This is a genomic window from Arthrobacter sp. USHLN218 (genome assembly GCF_037144715.1).
Lineage (GTDB): Bacteria > Actinomycetota > Actinomycetes > Actinomycetales > Micrococcaceae > Crystallibacter.
In genome coordinates this window covers 262,217-279,429 of the sequence record NZ_JBBCYT010000005.1, presented here as the reverse complement: position 1 = coordinate 279,429, position 17,213 = coordinate 262,217, and the positions used below count along the sequence as shown (strand labels likewise).

General features: G+C 69.4%; 16 protein-coding genes. 9 read left to right on the top strand and 7 right to left on the bottom strand.

Going from position 1 to position 17,213, the window contains the following annotated elements; translation table 11 throughout:
- The first annotated feature begins 89 nt into the window (after nucleotides 1-89).
- The 8 genes from WFH44_RS13655 (at nucleotide 90) to WFH44_RS13620 (ending at nucleotide 7,792) form a co-directional block, all read left to right on the top strand.
- Nucleotides 90-1,073: a helix-turn-helix domain-containing protein gene (locus tag WFH44_RS13655; protein ID WP_336714443.1), complete on the top strand. Its 984-nt coding sequence runs from the start codon at nucleotides 90-92 to the stop codon at nucleotides 1,071-1,073.
- 262 nt (nucleotides 1,074-1,335) lie between these two features.
- Nucleotides 1,336-2,289, top strand: a complete 954-nt coding sequence (locus tag WFH44_RS13650; RefSeq protein WP_336714442.1) for a ring-cleaving dioxygenase — start codon at nucleotides 1,336-1,338, stop codon at nucleotides 2,287-2,289.
- 26 nt (nucleotides 2,290-2,315) lie between these two features.
- The gene (locus tag WFH44_RS13645) at nucleotides 2,316-3,506 is read left to right on the top strand and encodes an acyl-CoA dehydrogenase family protein (protein ID WP_336714440.1); all 1,191 of its coding nucleotides are present in this window, start codon (nucleotides 2,316-2,318) and stop codon (nucleotides 3,504-3,506) included.
- 79 nt (nucleotides 3,507-3,585) lie between these two features.
- Nucleotides 3,586-4,152: a flavin reductase family protein gene (locus WFH44_RS13640; protein ID WP_336714438.1), complete on the top strand. Its 567-nt coding sequence runs from the start codon at nucleotides 3,586-3,588 to the stop codon at nucleotides 4,150-4,152.
- Nucleotides 4,149-4,799: an alpha/beta hydrolase gene (locus tag WFH44_RS13635; protein WP_336714436.1), complete on the top strand. Its 651-nt coding sequence runs from the start codon at nucleotides 4,149-4,151 to the stop codon at nucleotides 4,797-4,799. The genes WFH44_RS13640 and WFH44_RS13635 overlap by 4 nt, the downstream gene beginning before the upstream one ends.
- Complete coding sequence (locus WFH44_RS13630; RefSeq protein ID WP_336714435.1) at nucleotides 4,800-5,804, top strand: alpha/beta fold hydrolase; 1,005 nt, start codon at nucleotides 4,800-4,802, stop codon at nucleotides 5,802-5,804.
- Nucleotides 5,805-5,931: 127 nt separating this feature from the next.
- A complete protein-coding gene (locus WFH44_RS13625) occupies nucleotides 5,932-6,645 on the top strand; it encodes a FadR/GntR family transcriptional regulator (RefSeq protein ID WP_336714434.1) in 714 nt (237 codons plus the stop codon).
- Between the two features lie 73 nt (nucleotides 6,646-6,718).
- Nucleotides 6,719-7,792, top strand: a complete 1,074-nt coding sequence (locus WFH44_RS13620) for a DNA polymerase IV (protein WP_442892910.1) — start codon at nucleotides 6,719-6,721, stop codon at nucleotides 7,790-7,792.
- A gap of 28 nt (nucleotides 7,793-7,820) precedes the next feature.
- Here the strand turns inward: WFH44_RS13620 and WFH44_RS13615 are convergent, their stop codons facing one another.
- The 4 genes from WFH44_RS13615 to WFH44_RS13600 form a co-directional block, all read right to left on the bottom strand.
- Nucleotides 7,821-8,876, bottom strand: a complete 1,056-nt coding sequence (locus WFH44_RS13615) for an L-idonate 5-dehydrogenase (protein ID WP_336714433.1) — start codon at nucleotides 8,874-8,876, stop codon at nucleotides 7,821-7,823.
- Between the two features lie 56 nt (nucleotides 8,877-8,932).
- On the bottom strand, nucleotides 8,933-9,706 hold the full coding sequence (locus WFH44_RS13610; protein ID WP_336714432.1) for an SDR family oxidoreductase: 774 nt from the start codon (nucleotides 9,704-9,706) through the stop codon (nucleotides 8,933-8,935).
- Between the two features lie 67 nt (nucleotides 9,707-9,773).
- On the bottom strand, nucleotides 9,774-11,177 hold the full coding sequence (locus WFH44_RS13605) for a GntP family permease (RefSeq protein WP_336714430.1): 1,404 nt from the start codon (nucleotides 11,175-11,177) through the stop codon (nucleotides 9,774-9,776).
- Between the two features lie 36 nt (nucleotides 11,178-11,213).
- Nucleotides 11,214-11,732 (bottom strand): gluconokinase, encoded by a 519-nt coding sequence (locus WFH44_RS13600; protein ID WP_336714428.1) that lies wholly within the window; start codon nucleotides 11,730-11,732, stop codon nucleotides 11,214-11,216.
- 299 nt (nucleotides 11,733-12,031) lie between these two features.
- Here WFH44_RS13600 and WFH44_RS13595 point away from each other — a divergent pair, with 299 nt between their 5' ends.
- Complete coding sequence (locus WFH44_RS13595; RefSeq protein WP_336714426.1) at nucleotides 12,032-12,478, top strand: UPF0158 family protein; 447 nt, start codon at nucleotides 12,032-12,034, stop codon at nucleotides 12,476-12,478.
- Between the two features lie 325 nt (nucleotides 12,479-12,803).
- On the opposite strand, the gene WFH44_RS13590 is transcribed toward WFH44_RS13595, so the two are convergent.
- The 3 genes from WFH44_RS13590 to WFH44_RS13580 all read right to left on the bottom strand — a co-directional run bounded on the left by WFH44_RS13590 (nucleotide 12,804) and on the right by WFH44_RS13580 (nucleotide 16,921).
- Entirely contained in the window at nucleotides 12,804-14,222 is a 1,419-nt protein-coding gene (locus tag WFH44_RS13590; RefSeq protein ID WP_336714425.1) for an amidase, read from the bottom strand.
- The gene (locus WFH44_RS13585) at nucleotides 14,219-15,463 is read right to left on the bottom strand and encodes a M20 family metallo-hydrolase (RefSeq protein WP_336714424.1); all 1,245 of its coding nucleotides are present in this window, start codon (nucleotides 15,461-15,463) and stop codon (nucleotides 14,219-14,221) included. Before WFH44_RS13585 ends, WFH44_RS13590 begins: the two co-directional genes overlap by 4 nt.
- Before the next feature lie 117 nt (nucleotides 15,464-15,580).
- Nucleotides 15,581-16,921, bottom strand: a complete 1,341-nt coding sequence (locus WFH44_RS13580; protein ID WP_336714423.1) for an MFS transporter — start codon at nucleotides 16,919-16,921, stop codon at nucleotides 15,581-15,583.
- Nucleotides 16,922-17,213 lie beyond the last annotated feature (292 nt).

Here is a 17,213-nt window from a genome sequence, read left to right as displayed (position 1 = left end):
AGGCAGGCTAGAATGCTTCCACCCGTCGACGGCGCGGCCCGGCGGGATGATTGGGGTTTCAAGCAGGCATTCCAGGGAGGGAGTGTGCCGTGGCTCAAGCCAGCTCAGCGGGACCGGTATCCGGCGTTCCCGCGCTCGACCAACCAGTATCGTCCGCCGGCTGGCGGGATACGGTTGCCCGGTCGCTGCTGCATTTCGACTTCGATTTCGATGAGCCGAACTCCTTCACCGGAGCGGTGAGCAGCAGGCCGTTCGCGGACCTTGAGTTCATCACGATGGCATGCGGCCGGCACGCGGCCCACCGGGACGCTTCGATAATCAGCCAAAGCCATCGCCCGGAGTACCTGCTGACGCTTCAATTGTCCGGCGAGTTCCGCCTGACGCAGGATGACCGGACGGCCATCCTCAAGCCGGGCCAGTTCGCGTTCTACGATTCGACCCGGCCGGCGTCGGTGGCCAGCAGCGACGACTACCGGTCGCTCTGCCTGAAGTTTCCGAAAAGGCTGGTCGCCGCCTCGGGCGAGGGGCTGGATGAGCTCACCGCTACGCGCCTCGAAGCCGATGCGGGCCTGGCGCCGTCGGTATGGGCCCTGCTGAGCACACTGAGCGAGACGGTGGATTCGGTTTCCAACGCCAACCGCTATTCCACCGTCGCGGGGGTGATGAACCTCGTGGGCGCCATGCTGACCGGCCAGCCGGGGGCCGCCGCGGAAACGCCGCCGGCCGCGAGCCGCGAAAACCTCCTGCACCGCATCTACGGGTTCATGGACGAGCATCTGGGCGACCCGGATCTGGGCCCCCGGGAGGTGGCGGCCGCCCACTTCATCTCGGTGCGCTACCTGCACAGCCTGTTCCAGGACAGCGGGGCCAGCGTCGCCGCCTGGATCAGGGACCGGCGGGTCGAGCGGTGCCGGATCGACCTCGCTGACCCCGCGCTCCTCAACGTGCCCGCCGCCGCCATCGCCCAGCGCTGGGGGTTCAAGACAGCCTCGCATTTCGGCCAGATCTTCAAGGCGGCCACCGGGCTGACGCCGGCCGACTACCGGCACCGCGCGACCGCAGCAAACGGCTGATTCCGTCCCCTCTCCCGTCGGCGCCCGGCTAGCGGCTGCCTCCATTCGCCCTGCCGAGGACGCCCGGCCTTACAGTCTTGCGCCGCCCTTCCAAGCCTGCTTCCTTTCCCCTGATCGACCCATCGCCGGTGCCCGGCCAACGCTGCACGCATTCGACATTGCAGCTCACTCCCCCGTGATTCCAGTGGCGCCGATCACAACTACGGTGAGTGCCAAGCCCGTCGGCAAGACCCGGGTCCAGACCATGTCAAAGGAGACAACTATGGCTTACATCGAAGGCTCGCACCACGTGACGCTCTCCGTTGGGGGCGCGCAGGAGGACGTGGACTTCCACGTCAAGACGCTGGGCATGCGCTTCATCAAGCGCACCGTCCTCTTCGACGGCTCCAAGCCGATCTACCACCTGTACTACTCCAATGCCAACGGGGATCCCTCGTCGGTCGTCACCACCTTCCCGTGGGCCCAGGCCGGTCTGCGCGGCAAGCGCGGCACGAACCAGGCGCGCGAAGTCCTGCTCTCCGTGCCCGAAGGCTCGCTGGATTTCTGGCAGAAGCGGCTGACCGAGCACAGGGTCGAGGTCGAGAACATCGAGCGGTTCGACCAGCGGCGCCTGGCCTTCCGCCACCCCTCGGGCATCGAATACGTCTTTGTGCCCACCGTCGGCGACGAGCGCGAAGGCTTCTCCGGCAACGGCGTCCCGGCCGAGCACGCCATCCACGGCATCCACGGCGTCGGCATCCACGTCACCACCCCGGAGCGCATGGTCGACTTCGCCAATGACACCTTCTTCTCCCAGGGCAACCTCTCCGAGGACGGTGACCTCGCCCGGTTCCAGGTCGGCAACGCCAAGTACGGCAACCACGTCGAACTGACCGCGAACATCGGCGAGGACCAGGGCACCTGGCACTACGGCGCCGGTACCTACCACCACTTCGCCTGGAACCTGGACACGCTCAAGAACCAGGACGAGGTCAAGTTCGGGATCGAGGGCGCCGGCTACACCGACATCTCCGAGCTCAAGGACCGTAAGTACTTCAAATCCGTCTACGTCCGCACCCCGGGCGGCGCCCTCTTCGAACTGGCCGTCACCCACGAGGACGGCGGCTGGACCTGCGACGAGTCCCCGCAGGAACTGGGCAGCGCGTTCCAGCTGCCGGAGCAGTTCGAGCACCGCCGGGCGGAAATCTTCGAACAGCTCGAGCACATCGACGTCTAGGCCACCTTCGGACCAAGGAGAACATCATGACTGAACAGACCCTCGCCACGTCCCGTCTGCATGTCAGCGACGAGTTCGATGCCCTCATGAAGCGCCTCGACGCCATCACGCCGCTGCTGAAGGCAAACGCCGACGCGAACGAAGCCGGCGGCCGCCTCACCCCGGAGGTGGAAGCCGCGCTGAGGGAATCCGGTGCCTACAAGGTCGGCATCCCCCGCGGCCTGGGCGGCTACGAATTCTCGCCCCGGCAGGTCATCCAGGCCATCGAGAAGATTTCCTACGCCGATGCGTCCGCCGGCTGGGTCTTCATGGCCCTGCAGATGATCACTGGCACCACCGCCGCCTGGCTGCCCGAAGAAGCCACCGCCGAGCTGTTCCCCAACGGGGACGAGTACGCGCTCATCGCCGGCCAGGGCACGCGCCTGGGCAAGGCGGTAAAGGCCGACGGCGGCTACCGGCTTTCCGGGTCATGGTCCTTTGCCTCGGGCATGTACCAGGCCACGCACATCCACACCGCCGCCTTCTGCGAGGAGACCGGGCAGGCGCTCGTCTTCACGCTGCCCAAGGAGCAGGCGACCCTCATCGACAACTGGGACGTCATGGGCCTGAGGGCCACCGGCTCGATCGACTACGTGATCGAGGACCTATTCGTGCCGGAGAGCTACGTCTACGAGGTGTCCACCATGGATTCCCTGAACGGCGGGGCGATCTACCACCTGGGTCTGGCCAACATGTCCGGCATCTGCCACACCGGCTGGGCGCTCGGCGTCGCCCGCCGCGTGCTGGACGAAATGAAGGACCTCGCCCGCAAGAAGTCGGGTGCACCCGGCGCCACCGTGGACACCGACCAGTTCCACGCGGCCTTCGCGCAGGCCGAAGCCAAGCTCCGCTCGGCGCGGGCCCTGGTCATGGAAACCTGGGCGGACAACGAGGCGACCTTGGACAGGGGCGAGCTGCTCTCCACCGAGCAGGAAACCCTGACCCGGCTGACGCTGAACAACACCACCTGGTCCGCGCACGACGTCGTCATGACCGTGTACAAGTGGGCGGCCACCGCCGCGCTGCGTACGGGCGACCTGCAGCGCTTCTTCCGCGACATGCACGCCGGCACCCAGCACGTCACCTCCGGCCCGGTGGTCCTGCAGAACTGCGGCCGCCACCTGGCCGGGCTGGCGCCCAACGCCCAGTGGGTCTTCCTCGAGCTGAAGGACCAGTAGGCACTCCGCCGCGGCGTGCCGGCCGGCGCCTTCGGCCGGCACGCCTTCGACCATCTCCTCCGACCTCCAGGAGCTCCCCATGCCCAGCACTTCCACCCAGGCCGCGGACCGCCCGGCCGCGCACTTCGACCAGCTGCTCGCCGCGGATGACTTCAAGGCGGCCTTCCGCAACCACCCGGCCGGCGTCTCCATCGTGACCGCGGATCCCGGGGACGGCCCCGTCGGCCTCACCGCCACCTCGGTCTTCTCCGTCTCCGCCAATCCCCCGCTGCTCGTCTTCTCGCTCTCCGGGCACTCCTCCTCGGCGCCGGCCCTGAAGAGGGCGGAAACCGTCGTCGTGCACTTGCTGGGCGCGGACCAGCTGGAGCTGGCGAAGACGTTCTCCACCAGCGGGATCGACCGCTTCGCGGACGCCGGCAGCTGGACCCGGCTGGTCACCGGCGAGCCGGTCCTTCCCTCGGCGAACGCGTGGCTGCGCGGGAAGATCGTGAACCAGATGGAGGCCGGCGATTCGACCGTGGTCGCCGTCCAGGTCCTGCAGGCCAAGGTGCCCGACGACCAGGCCCGCGCCGCCGGGCAGTCGCGCCCGCTGGTCTACCACAACCGCACCTGGCACCACCTCGGCGACCATTCGGCCCTCTCATGACGCCCAACCCGCACCTCGAGCAGGATCCGGTGTTCCACGGCGCCGTGCTGGATCATGCCGGCCTCGCCGTCCTCGCGGTCCACGGCCGCGGCCAGTCCCCCGCCTTCATGCAGGACCTGGCGGACCGGATCGGACGGCCCGGCCTCGGCTACCTGATGCCTGCGGCGGCCGGCGGCACCTGGTATCCCGGCGGTTTCATGCAGCCGCTCGAAGACAACCAGCCGCACCTCGACAACGCGCTGGAAGCCATCGGTGCCCATCTCGGCCGGCTGCGTGCCCAGGGCTTCGGCCCGGAGCGGACAGTGCTGCTCGGCTTTTCGCAGGGCGCCTGCCTGCTCTCCGAGTACCTGCTGCGCCACCAGGACCGCTACGCCGCGGCCATCCTGCACACCGGCGGCTATCTCGGTCCGCAGGAACACGGCTGGCCGGAAGAGGGAGGGCTCGACGCCGTACCCGTCCTTTTGGCCTCCGCCGCCGAGGACGCCTGGGTGCCGCTGTCGCGGATCGAAGCCACCGCCGTCGCCCTCTCCAAGGCGGGCGCCGCCGTCGAACTCACCACCTATGACGACCCCGAACACCACATCAACGACGATGCCGTCATCCGCATGCGCCGCCTGCTGCGCGCGCTCACCACGAAGGAGTCCTGAATGACCACCGCACCCCACCTCACCGATACGCCTTTGGTCACCTCGCGCCGCGGACAGTTCTGGGTGCCCGGGGACAGAGTGACGACGCCGGGAGGCACCGTCCAGCGCGGGCCCATGTTCGTCACGTGGGAGGCACCCGAAACCATCACGCAGCCCTACCCGCTGGTGCTGGTGCACGGCGGCGGCGGCCAGGGCACGGACTGGACCGGGACGCCGGACGGACGGCCGGGCTGGGCGCAGCGGTTCGTCGAGGCAGGCTTCGCCGTCTACGTCGTGGACCGTCCCGCGCACGGCCGCTCGCCGTACCACCCGGACGTCGTCGGGCCGATGGGCGGCGCCTTCCCGTACGAGGCCGCCGGCGGGCTGTTCCTGCCCGAGGACGCGGCCGGCGCGCAGACCCAGTGGGGCTACGACCGGGAAGTCGGTTCCTGGCACCTGGACCAGCTGACGGCGTCCATGGGGCCGCTGCCGGCCGACCTCGCCGAATCGCAGGTGATGGATGCGGACCGCCTCGCCGCGCTGCTCGACTTCATCGGGCCGGCCGTGCTGGTCACGCATTCCGCCGGCGGTCCGGCCGGCTGGCTGGCGGCCGACGCCCGGCCGGACTTGGTCAAGGGTATCGCCGCGGTCGAGCCCGTCGGCCCGCCCTTCGCTGAGCTGCCAGGCATGGGCACGCTCTCGTGGGGGCTGACCTCCGCCCCGATCGGATACCGGCAGCAGTTCGCCACCGCCGAGGAAGCGCGGGCGGCGGATCCGGACGCCCTCGCCATTCCCGGCCTGGAGGGCAAGCCGGTGGCCGTCGTCGTGGGAAGCGCCTCGCCCTTCGCCGCCTTCGAACCGGGCGTCGTTTCCTTCCTGCAGGCCGCCGGGGCCGACGCCGAGCTGCTGCCTCTGAAGGAACACGGCATCGAGGGCAACGGCCATGGCCTGATCTTCGAATCCAACTCGGACGAGACGGTCATGCCGGTCATCGCGTGGATCGAGGCGCGCTGTCCGAAAGGGTGACGCACACCGGATGACTGGCCCGCCGCCGTCGTACCGGCCAGGCCGCGGCGTCATCAGGTGGCCGGCACGGCCGGCGGGAGGTGCCGCCCACATAGAATGAGCGGGTGACATTTACCCGGGGGACGGCATGAGTTCGCGGCTGCATAGCCTGGTCATCGAGACGCTGGGCCAGCGGATCGTCTCCGGAGAGCTCGCGCCCGGAGCCACCATGTTCTCGGAGCGGCTGGAAGAGGAGCTCGGTGTCTCGCGCTCGGTGGCCCGCGAGGCGGTGCGGGTGCTGCAGTCGCTGGGGCTGGTGGAGACGGTCAAGCGCGTGGGCATCCGCGTGCTGCCGCGGGAACGCTGGAACGTCTTCGACCCCTCGGTGATCCGCTGGCGGCTGGCCGACGCGGGCAAGGGCGCGCAGCTGCGGTCGCTGACCGAGCTGCGCGCCGCCGTCGAACCGGCCGCGGCGGAGCTGGCGGCGCAGCACTCCCCCGAGGACCTCGCGGCGGAACTGCTCGCGGTCGCCGCCAGGATGCGCAAGCTGGGCCGGGCCGGGGACCTGCAGGGCTTCCTGGAACTCGACATCCATTTCCATGCGCTGGTCCTCGCCGCCTCCGGCAACGAGATGTTCGCGCAGATGGAGTCGATGATCGCCGAGGTGCTGCGCGGCCGGACCGACTACGGCCTGATGCCCACCCACCCGCACGAGGAGGCGCTGCAGCTGCACGTCGACGTCGCCAACGCCATCCAGAGCGGGCAGCCCGAGGCGGCGCGCGAGGCGATGGACAAGATCATGCGGCGGACCGTGGCCGAGGTCGAGAGCGTGTGGCGGGACGAGCCTCGCGTCTTCAGCTGAAAACTGCACCCCACGTGCATCGAACCCTGCCGAGGGCGGTGCCTGCCGAAGGAGTTTGCGGCAGACTAATCGCGTGAGCGGAATCCCGTGGGTGCTGCACGTCGACCTCGACCAGTTCATCGCGGCCGTCGAGGTGCTCCGGCGGCCGGAACTCGCGGGCAAGCCGGTCATCGTCGGCGGCCGGGGCGATCCCACGGAACGGGCCGTGGTGTCGACCGCGTCCTACGAAGCCCGCGCGTTCGGCGTGGGCTCCGGAATGCCCCTGCGGATCGCGGCCCGCAAGGTGCCGGACGCGGTGATCCTGCCCGTCGACCACGAGGCCTACCTCGCGGCCTCCGAAACGGTGATGGCCACCCTGCGCGAGCAGCCCGGCGCCACCGTTCAGGTACTCGGCTGGGACGAGGCGTTCGTCGGGACCCAGACGGAGGACCCGGAGGCCTACGCCCGGCAGATACAGTCAGCCGTCCTGGAGCGGACGCGGCTGCATTGCAGCGTGGGCATCGGCGACACCCTGGTGCGGGCCAAGGTCGCCACCGGTTTCGGCAAGCCCGCCGGCGTCTTCCGCCTGACGTCCGCGAACTGGCTCGATGTCATGGGGGCCCGGCCCACCAAGGACCTGTGGGGCGTCGGAAGCAAGGTGTCGGGCCGGCTGGCCAAACTGGGCATCAACACCGTCGCCGAACTCGCCGCGGCCGACCCCCAGGACCTGGTCCCGGAGTTCGGCCCGAGGATGGGTCCCTGGTACGCGGAGCTCGGACGCGGAGACGGCGCCAGCGTCGTGGACGACACCCCCTGGGTGGCCCGCGGACACAGCCGGGAGACCACCTTCCAGCGCGACCTGACCGAGCCCGCCCAGGTGGAAGAGGCAGTGCGGGAGCTGACGGCCCATGTCCTCGAGCACGTAGTGGCCGAGGGCCGGCCCGTGGTCGGGCTGACCCTCAAGGTCCGCTACGCCCCGTTCTTCACCAAGACCCACGCGAAGAAGATCCCCGAGACCTTCGACCGGGACGAGATCCTCGCGCGGGCTCTGGGCCTGGCAACCGCCATCGAAGCCGGCCGCCCGATCCGGCTGCTGGGCCTGCGGGCCGAGATGGCCATGCCCGACGACGCCCGCAAGGGGCACACGCCGACGCGCGGCGGCTGGTGACGCCGCCGCGCCGGAGCATCCGCCCCGGTTACTCCGCGTCGCCGAAGCGCAGCAGCACCTTGCCGCTGCTGGCCGAGTCGCGCGCCATCCCGAAGGCCTCGAGGGCATCGTCGGCGTCGTACTCGTGCGTGATCACCGGATCCGCCTGCAGCGTGCCGTCGGCCAGCGCCGCGATCACGTCGTCGATCTCGTCATTGAACCGGAACGAGCCGACCAGCTCCAGCTCGCGGGTGATTGTCAGCGAGACCAGTGCGGGCTGTTCGCCGGAGGGCAGCAGGCCGACCATGACCACGCGGCCGCCGCGGGTCGCGCCGCGGACGGCCGAGGCCAGGCCGCGGTAATTGCCGGAGGACTCGAAGCAGACATCGGCGTCGACGGCGGCAATCGCCTCGGCGTCCGCGGCCTGCAGCGTGCGGGTGGCGCCGACCTCGCGGGCGATCTCCAGCGGCTTGTCGTGCATATCGACGGCGATGATCTCCGCGGCGCCACGCGTCCGCAGGACGGCGACGATAAGCGCGCCGATCGGCCCGGCGCCGATCACGAGGACCCGCTTCCCCGCAACGTCGCCGGCCCGCGAGACGGCATGCCAGGCGACGCTGGCCGGCTCCACCAGCGCCGCGCGGCGCAGCGGCAGCCCGGCCGGCAGTTCGCGCAGCATCCGCGCGGGCAGGTTGATGTAGCGGGCAAACGCGCCCTCGGTGTGCGGGAAGCGCGCGGCGCTGCCCAGGTAAGTGCAGCCCGGGGACAGGTTGGGCCGGTCCTCCGGGTAGCGCGCGCCGTCGCCCGCGCCCGGCGTCGCCGGATGGACGGCGACGGCGGTGCCCGCCTCGGGTCCGCTGCCGTCCGCGGCCGCGGCGGCAACCCGCCCGACGACCTCGTGGCCCAGCAGCATCGGCGCCTTGAGGATGGACTCCCCCGCGGCGCCGTGCTGCCAGTAGTGCAGGTCGGAGCCGCAGATCCCGCCGTAGACGATCTCGACGACGGCCTCGTCCGGCTTCGGTTCGGGCCGTTCGAAGGACTCGACGCGCAGGTCGCCCGCGCCGTGCGCGACGACGCCCAGGGCCTGGGTGGGAAGTTCGGTCATCTCGAGGGCTCCTTGTGGTTCTGCAGGTTCAGGCAAGCGGGTCGGACAAAACGGGCTCAGACAACGGTGGTCATGCCGCCGTCGATAAAGACGACCTGCCCGTTGACGAAGTTGGCGGCGTCCGAGGCCAGCCACAGGGCCGGGCCGATGATGTCCTCGACCGTGCCCCAGCGGTGCGCCGGCGTGCGGCCGAGGATCCAGTTGTTGAACGCCTCGTCGTCGACCAGGTTCTGCGTCATCTCGGTGTGGATGTAGCCCGGCGCGATCGCGTTGATCTGCAGGCCGGAGGCGGCCCATTCGGCCGTCATCGCCCGGGTCAGGTTGCGGATGCCGCCCTTGGACGCGGTGTACGGCGCGATGGTCGGCCGGGCCAGGTCCGTCTGCACCGAGGCGATGTTGATGATCTTGCCCTCGCCGCGCGGAATCATGTGCCGCGCGGCCTCGCGCCCGACCAGGAACGCGCTGGTCAGGTTGGTGCGCAGCACCCGCTCCCAGTCCGCCACGTCCAGGTCCAGCATCGGCACGCGGTGCTGGACACCCGCGTTGTTGACGAGGATCCGCAGCGGTCCGACTTCGCGCTCGACCCAGGCAACGCCGTCGGCCGTGGCCTCCGCATCGGTGACGTCGAAGCCCTTGGCGAAGATCCGCTCCTCGCCGAACTCCGCGGCCAGCTTCGCGCGTGCGCCCTCCAGCCGGACCGGGTCCAGCCCGTTGAGCACAACGGTGGCGCCCGCGGCGGCCAGGCCCCGGGCGATCGCGTTGCCGATTCCGCGGCTGGAGCCGGTCACCAGGGCGACGCGGCCGGAGATGTCGAACATGTTCACAGGCATGGTGGTTCCTTGCGGAGCGGGGACGACGGCGCCGTCCCCGCTCCCGGTGTTAGAGGTGCTCAAGGTGCTAGATGGATGTGGCGATCAGGAAGATGCCCAGCGCGATGACGAAGCCGACCACGGCGATGAGCGCCTGGCCCACGGTCCACGTCTTCAGCGTGGTCTTGGTGTCCATGCCGAAGAAGCGGCTGACCAGCCAGAAGCCGGAGTCGTTCACGTGGCCCGCGAACACCGAGCCGGCGGCCAGCGCCAGCACGATCGCGGCGATCTCCACCGGGTTGTAGCTGGGGTTGCCCGCCACCACCGGCTGGACCAGCGCGGCGGCCGTGGTGAGCGCAACGGTTGCGGAACCCTGGGCGACGCGGACGATCGCGGCGATCACGAAGCCCGCAATGATGACCGGCAGGCCGATGGCGTCCAGCGATTCGGCAAGGGCGTTGCCGATGCCGCTGGCGCGCAGCACGCCGCCGAACATGCCGCCGGCGCCGGTGATCAGGATGATCGAGCAGACCGGGCCGAGCGCGCTGTCCACCACGGTTTCGGTGAGGCTGTGCGGCTTGCCCTGGCGGTGGCCGAGCATCCACATCGCCATGAAGACGGTGATCAGCAGCGCCACCGGGGTCTCGCCGAGCGTGCGCAGGACCTGGACCCAGGTGTCGTCCAGCGAGACGGCGCCCGCGGTGGCCAGCATGTTCAGGCCGGTGTTCATGAAGATCAGCACCAGCGGCAGCAGCAGAAGGAAGACGATGGTGCCCAGCTTGGGCGAGGACTTGAACTCGGACTCGGCCGAGCCCTGCGGAGCGTCCAGGATGTCCGGCACGGCAATGTTGAACTTGCGGCCCAGGAACGTACCGAACAGGTAGCCGACGATGTACCAGGTCGGCAGCGCGACGATCAGGCCGAGGACCAGCACCAGTCCGACGTCGGCGCCGAGCAGACCGGTCGCGGCGACCGGGCCCGGGTGCGGCGGCACGAAGATGTGCATGACGGAGAACGCGGTCGCGGCCGGGAACGCGTAGAGCAGCAGCGAGCCGCCGAGCCGGCGGGCGACCGTGAAGATGATCGGCAGCATGACCACCAGGCCGGCGTCGAAGAAGATCGGGAAACCGAACAGCAGCGACGCCACGGACAGCGCCAGCGGCGCGCGCTTTTCGCCGAAGCGTCGGATCAGCGCGTTGGTCAGCACGTCGGCACCGCCGGAAACTTCCAGCATGCGCCCCAGCATGGCTCCGAGGCCCACGAGCAGCGCCACGCTGCCAAGGGTCGTGCCGAAGCCGAGCAGCAGCGTCGGCACGATGTCGGCGGCACCGATGCCTGTGGCGACGGCAGTCAGCAGGCTGACCAGGATCAGCGCGAGGAACGCGTGCACGCGGAAGCGGATAATCAGCACCAGCAGCGCCGCGATCGCCGCGGCGGCGATGCCCAGCAGGGCCGGCGTACTCAACGTCCAGTTGAGTTCGAGGTCGGTCATCTTTGTCCTATCAGGGGTGGGGGAACTGCCGGCGGCTTAGCGGCCGACGGCGAGCGCGTCGGCCACGGCCTCGGCGATGTCTTGGGGGGAAAGCGTGATGTCAAGGACGATGCCGGCCTCGTCGGCTTCTAGCGGCTCCAGAGTCTGGAACTGCGAGTCCAGCAGCGCCGGCGGCATGTACTCGTGGTTGCGCCCGGTGAGCCGGTCGGCGATCAGGTCCTGCTCACCGGCGAGGTGGACAAAGCGGACCGTCGGCGCGAAGGTGCGGATCAGGTCCCGGTAGCGCCGCTTCAGCGCGGAACAGGCGATCACCCGCGCCTCCCCGTGCTCGAGCCCCTCGGCCAGGCTGCGGCCGATGATGGCCAGCCACGGCTCGCGGTCCTCGTCGGTCAGCGGGTTCCCGGCGGCCATCTTCTGCTTGTTGGCCAGCGGGTGCAGGTCGTCGCCGTCGATGAAAGGCAGGCCCAGGTGTGCGCCGATGGCCCGGCCGGCCGTCGACTTCCCGGATCCTTGCACGCCCATAACGACAATCGGGGGCAGGTTCTGATCTGCCATGGGAAACTCCTCAGACGCATCTTCACATCTGATTTCGAGTGGCCTAGCCGACAATAAATCAGATTTATCTGGACTAAGATAGCACAGCAATAGTGGCGCTGCGCACAGGTAAAACAACGACGGCGGACGTCGCCAAGGCGCGCCGCACTCCCTCTCCTGCGTGGCGGCAACAGTCGAGCCTCTGCCACCTGCCTGCCACGCTACCGGCAGAAGCGGAAGCTGTGCGGGCCGGTGCCGGATCGGCCCTGCAGGACTACGCTTAAGACATCCCCGACCTGACGCCGCCCCTGGAGGCACCCATGCTCAGCATCGACGCCGTCGACATGGACATGCTGATTACGGCCATGGAAATCAGCGACACCTTCGAAGCCCAGTGGTGGCTCGATCCGAGTACCGGTCAGGTCGAAATGACCAGCGACGACGCCGGCAACTCCCTCCCCGGCTGGGACCTCGACGGCCACGGGGCCGTCCCTATCCCGCCCGACGACACCCAGCGCGGCTACCGCGACATGCGTGACTTCATCGCCACCCTCGACGACGAGCAGGTCCGCGCCGCCCTACTCCACGCCATCGAAGGGAAGCGGCCCTACCGCCGGTTTAAAGACGCCGTCTACCACTACCCCAAGGTCCGCGACGACTGGTACACCTTCCACCAGAAGCGCATGCGCAACCACGCCATCACCTGGCTCATCGCAGAACAACTCGTCGACCCCGCCGAAGCCCAGCAGGCCCTGGCCCAAGCCTGACCCTCCTGCCCAAACGATTGGCCCGAAAAGGCTCGTTTACAGCTCGATAGGGCGCCTAAAAGGGCCGTTTCAGGCCAACAAATTCCGAATCCTGCCGAACCCGCCGGCCCGGGCGCGTCCGCCGAGGTGGCCCCGGGCCTCAGCTCCGCCTGTTCAAACCCCGCCCGCCTGACACCCGCCTCCCCAGACCCCGGGCCTCAGCCCCGCCTGTTCGAACGATTGGCCTGAAATGACCTGGTTAGAACGCCTAAAAGGGTCGTTTCCGGCCAATCCTTTTCAGCCAGAGGCGCCCGCCCGGCTGGAACACGTCCAGGCCGGGCTGGAACTACAGCGGCGGGGCCATGTCCGCCCAGGGCTTGGTCTGCTCGACGGCGGCGCCGATGCGGAAGACGGTGTGGTCGTCGAAGGGGTGCCCGACGATCTGCACGCCGGTGGGGATGCCGACGTCGGCCAGGCCGCTGGGCACGGCGAGCACCGGGCATCGGTTGTTGATGTTGAAGGGCGCGGTCATGTGCGCCTCCCAGTAGTGCTCCAGCCTCACTCCCCCGACGTCGATCCCGTCCAGGTAGTCCTCGTCGGCCTTGAGCGCGGACACGGCGGAGGCCGGGCAGATGAGCGCGTCGAAGCCGGCCATGGCCTCGGCGAGCTGCGCCTGGATCCGGGCCTCGGCCGTCAGCCCCTCGAGCAGCGTATGCCGCGAGGCAGCGGCGCGGGCGTCGGCCATGAACCGGCGGGTGTAGGCGGCGAGCCGGTCCTCGCTGCCGGCGGTGGCGGCCTCCATCGCCGGGCCGAGGATGTGGCCGAAGTGCGTGAAGATGGTCTCGCTGATCCCGCGGCTTGTCCACGGCAGCTCGATCTCCTCGACGACGGCGCCGGCCGCCTCGAGCGCGGCGGCCACGGAACGCGTGTTGGCGTCGACGTCGGGCATCACCGGGTAGTCGCCCAGCCGGATGCACAGGGCGATGCGCATCCCCTCGACGCCGTCGTACTCCAGCGGCAGCGCCGCCGCCGGGCCGACCGACGTGTGGTCCAGCGCGTGCGGGCCGGCCATCACGTTGGCCAGCAGCGCCGTGTCCGCCACGGTCCGCGCCATCGGCCCGTCGCCGCGGTACCAGTCGGCGCTGAGCGGCGGCATCCCCGGGATCCGCCCGTACGGCGCCTTGTAGCCGACGTTTCCCGTGAACGACGCCGGAAGCCGGGTCGATCCCGCAATGTCCGAGGCGGTGGCCAGGGTAGTCATGCCGGCGGCGAGCGCGGCCCCGGCCCCGCCCGACGAGCCGCCGGGCGAATAGTCGGGATTCCACGGGTTCCGGGTGACGCCCCACATCGGGCTGTGCGTGACGGTCGCGCAGCTGAACTCGGGCGACGTGGTCCGCGCGTGAATGATTCCGCCGGCGGCCTGGATCCGCTCCACCACCGGGTGATCGACGGCGGCGACGTCGCCCGCGCAGGCCAGCAGCCCCTGGCTCAGCGAACGGCCCGCGATCGCGTGCTTCTCCTTCGTCGCGACCGGCAGCCCGAGCAACGGCGCCCCGTCGTCGTAATCCCCCGCCTGATAGCGCCGCTCGGCAGCACGGGCCGCGGCCATGGCCTCGTCCTGCAGCTGCTCCGTGAACGCGTTGACCGTCCCGTTGACCTCCGCCGCGCGGTCCGCCACGGCCTCCAGCAGCTCAACGGGCGACAGCTCGCGCGAGCGGAACAGCCGCAGCGCCTCGATCGCGGACAGGTAGTGCAGCTTCGTCACTTCGCCTCCTCTACCAGCGCCCCGAACACCAGCTCGCGTGCCACCGCGGTCAGCGCCTCCACGCCGGCCACCATGTCCTCGTCCGTGCTGAACTCCCGCTCGCAGTGGCTGACCCCGTCCACCGACGGAATGAACATCATCACCGACGGCACAATCCGGTTCATCGCCACCGAGTCGTGCCCGGCCATCGTCTGCATCCGCCGCACGCCCAGCCCCAGCTCGGCGGCGACCTTCTCGGTCAGCTCCACGCCGGACTCCGGGTAGTACTGGTTGGCGCGAATGTCGAAGTCCTTCACGTTGATCCGGATGTCGTGCTCCTCGGCCAGCGCGGCGATGTCGCGCAGCAGCGACTCCCGCGCGGCCTCCACAATCGACTGCAAGTTAGACCGTAAGTCCGCCACCAGGTGCACCCGCCGCGGCACCACGATCGGCGAGTTCGGCTCCAGCGTCAGCTGCCCCACCGAGGACACCAGCGCCTCCTCCTCGAAGTCGCCGGTCACGTCGTGCACCATCAGCACGATCTTCGACGCCGCCACCAGCGCATCGTGCCGGTCGGCCATCGCCGTCGCCCCCGTGTGGGACTGCTCGCCGAGGACCTCGATGTCCAGCTTCTGCGTGTACCAGCTCGATTCCACCGCACCGAGAGCCAGCCCCTCGCGCTCCAGGATGCGGCCCTGCTCGATGTGGATTTCCGCGTAGCTCACCGGCTCCGGCCCGGCGTCGGAGCCCAGGTACCCGATCCCCGCGAGCGCCTCCCGCACGGACACGCTCTGCAGGTCCCGCACCTCCAGCATCTTCTCCCGGTCCATGATCCCGGCGAACACCGAACTGCCCATGATGGAAGGCGCGAACCGCCCGCCCTCCTCGTTGAACCAGTTGACCACCGCCAGGTTGAACGGCGGCAGCTCCCCGCCGGCGCGCACCTGCTCCTCGATCCGCGCCGCCGCGTGCAGCCCGGCCAGCACGCCGTACGCCCCGTCGAACCGCCCGCCCAGCGGCTGGCTGTCCAGGTGCGAGCCGACCACCACGTATTTCGCGCCGGGCCGGAACTCGAGCAGCGCGAACATGTTGCCGATCGCGTCCACCCGGACCTCCCAGCCGCGCTCGTCGGCGAACCCGGCGAACCAGTCGCGGGTCCGGCGGTCCTCCTCGGTGGCCGCCTGCCGGTCCACGCCGTTGTTGGGCGTGGCGCCGATCGTGGCGACATGGTGGAAATCCTTCAGGAAGGCGTCAGCGGACATGGCGAAGTACTCCTGGTTCTCAGTATGGTGCGGGGCCTGCAGCAGCGGCCGGCGAAAGTAGCAAGAAAGGTAGAGGAGGGACGACGGCGGAAGGCGGGCTCCCGCCGTCGTCCTCCTCTAGCCCAAACGGCCGCGGGTCTCCGGCACCTTGGTCAGCGTCAGCAGCAGGAACACGACCACCGCCGCGCTGCAGAGCCAGTACGCCGGCGAGTAGGAGACGCCGGTGGCGTTGACCAGCGCCGTGCCGATGAACGGGGCGGTGCCGCCGAAGAGCGCGTAGCCCACGTTGTAGCTGACCGCGGCCGAGGTGAAGCGGGTCTTGGTGCTGAAGATCTCGACGAAGAAGGTGTAGCAGCCGCCGCCGTAGATGCAGAGCGGCACCACGAAGAGCAGCTGTCCCAGCATCGCCAGGCCCAGCGAGCCGCTGGTCACCAGCATGAAGCACGGGAACGCCAGCAGCGCGATCGCGGCCGAGCCGGCAATCAGCATCGGCTTGCGGCCCACCTTGTCGCCGATGATCCCGCCGATCGGCAGCAGCAGCGCGTAGGTCAGCATCGCCACCGCGTTGGCCAGCAGGGACGCCTCGCGGCTCAGGTTGCCCGTGGTCTGCACGTAGCCGACGAAGTAGCCGGTCAGGAAGTAGAAGCCCATCGCGGTCATGCCCATCACGAAGATGACCTGCAGCATCCGCACCTTGTTCTCGCGGAAGGCGTCGCGGATCGGGCTGTACTCCTTCTGGTCGGCCTTCGCCGCCACCTGCTTGAACGCCTCGGACTCCTCCGTCTTGGAGCGGATCCACACGCCGAACAGGGACAGCGGCAGCGCCAGCAGGAACGGAATCCGCCAGCCCCAGGCGAAGAACGCCTCGTCGGACATGCTCTGGCTGAGGATCAGGATCATCGCGCCCGCCACCACGGACGGCAGCGCGGTCGCGGCCAGCGTGATGTTGAGCCAGAAGCCGCGGCGGTGCACGGGAGCATGCTCGAACACGAAGGCCGGCGCGCCCACCGATTCGCCGCCGGCCGAGAAGCCCTGCAGCAGCCGGCACAGCACCAGCAGCGCCGGCGCCAGCGCACCGATCGCCGCGTACGGCGGCAGCAGGCCGATCGCCGCCGTCGCCCCGCCGATCGTCACCAGCGTGATGTAGAGGACCTTGCGCCGGCCGAGCTTGTCGCCCAGCTGCCCGAAGAACAGGCCGCCGATCGGCCGCGCGATGAACGCGACGCCGAACGTCGCGAACGTGGCCAACAGCCCGACCAGCGCATTCTCGCTCGGGAAGAACAGCTGCGAGAGCGTCACGGCGGAGAGGCCGTAGAGCGCGAAGTCGTAGAACTCGATGAACTGGCCAACGCTGCCGCCGGCGAGCACGCGCTTCTGCATGCCGGAGGTCTTGTTGGACTGTGCGAACGCCGTGGCGCTGGCGGCTCCGTGCCGCGTCTGGGTCTCGTTGGTCGTCATGACTGCCAACCTACGGAGGCGGAATTGCGGTTCAGTTGCCCGGCGTTACGACGGTGTAAAGCGTTCGGGCGGGAAAAGTTTCGGGCCGAACCCGGCTCAGCGGGTCCTCCGGAAATCGAACGGAAACATGGCAGGTTCTGTCGCAATGCAGTTCCTCCTGGTTGCGTTGGCCGAACCGCGGCTCCTCCCCCGCATCTTCAGGGGAACATCATCACCGCCGGCCCGGCCCTTCGGGAATGCACCCCAGTCTCTGTGACTGCGCTCACAGCTGTCCAATTGATAATTTCTGCGG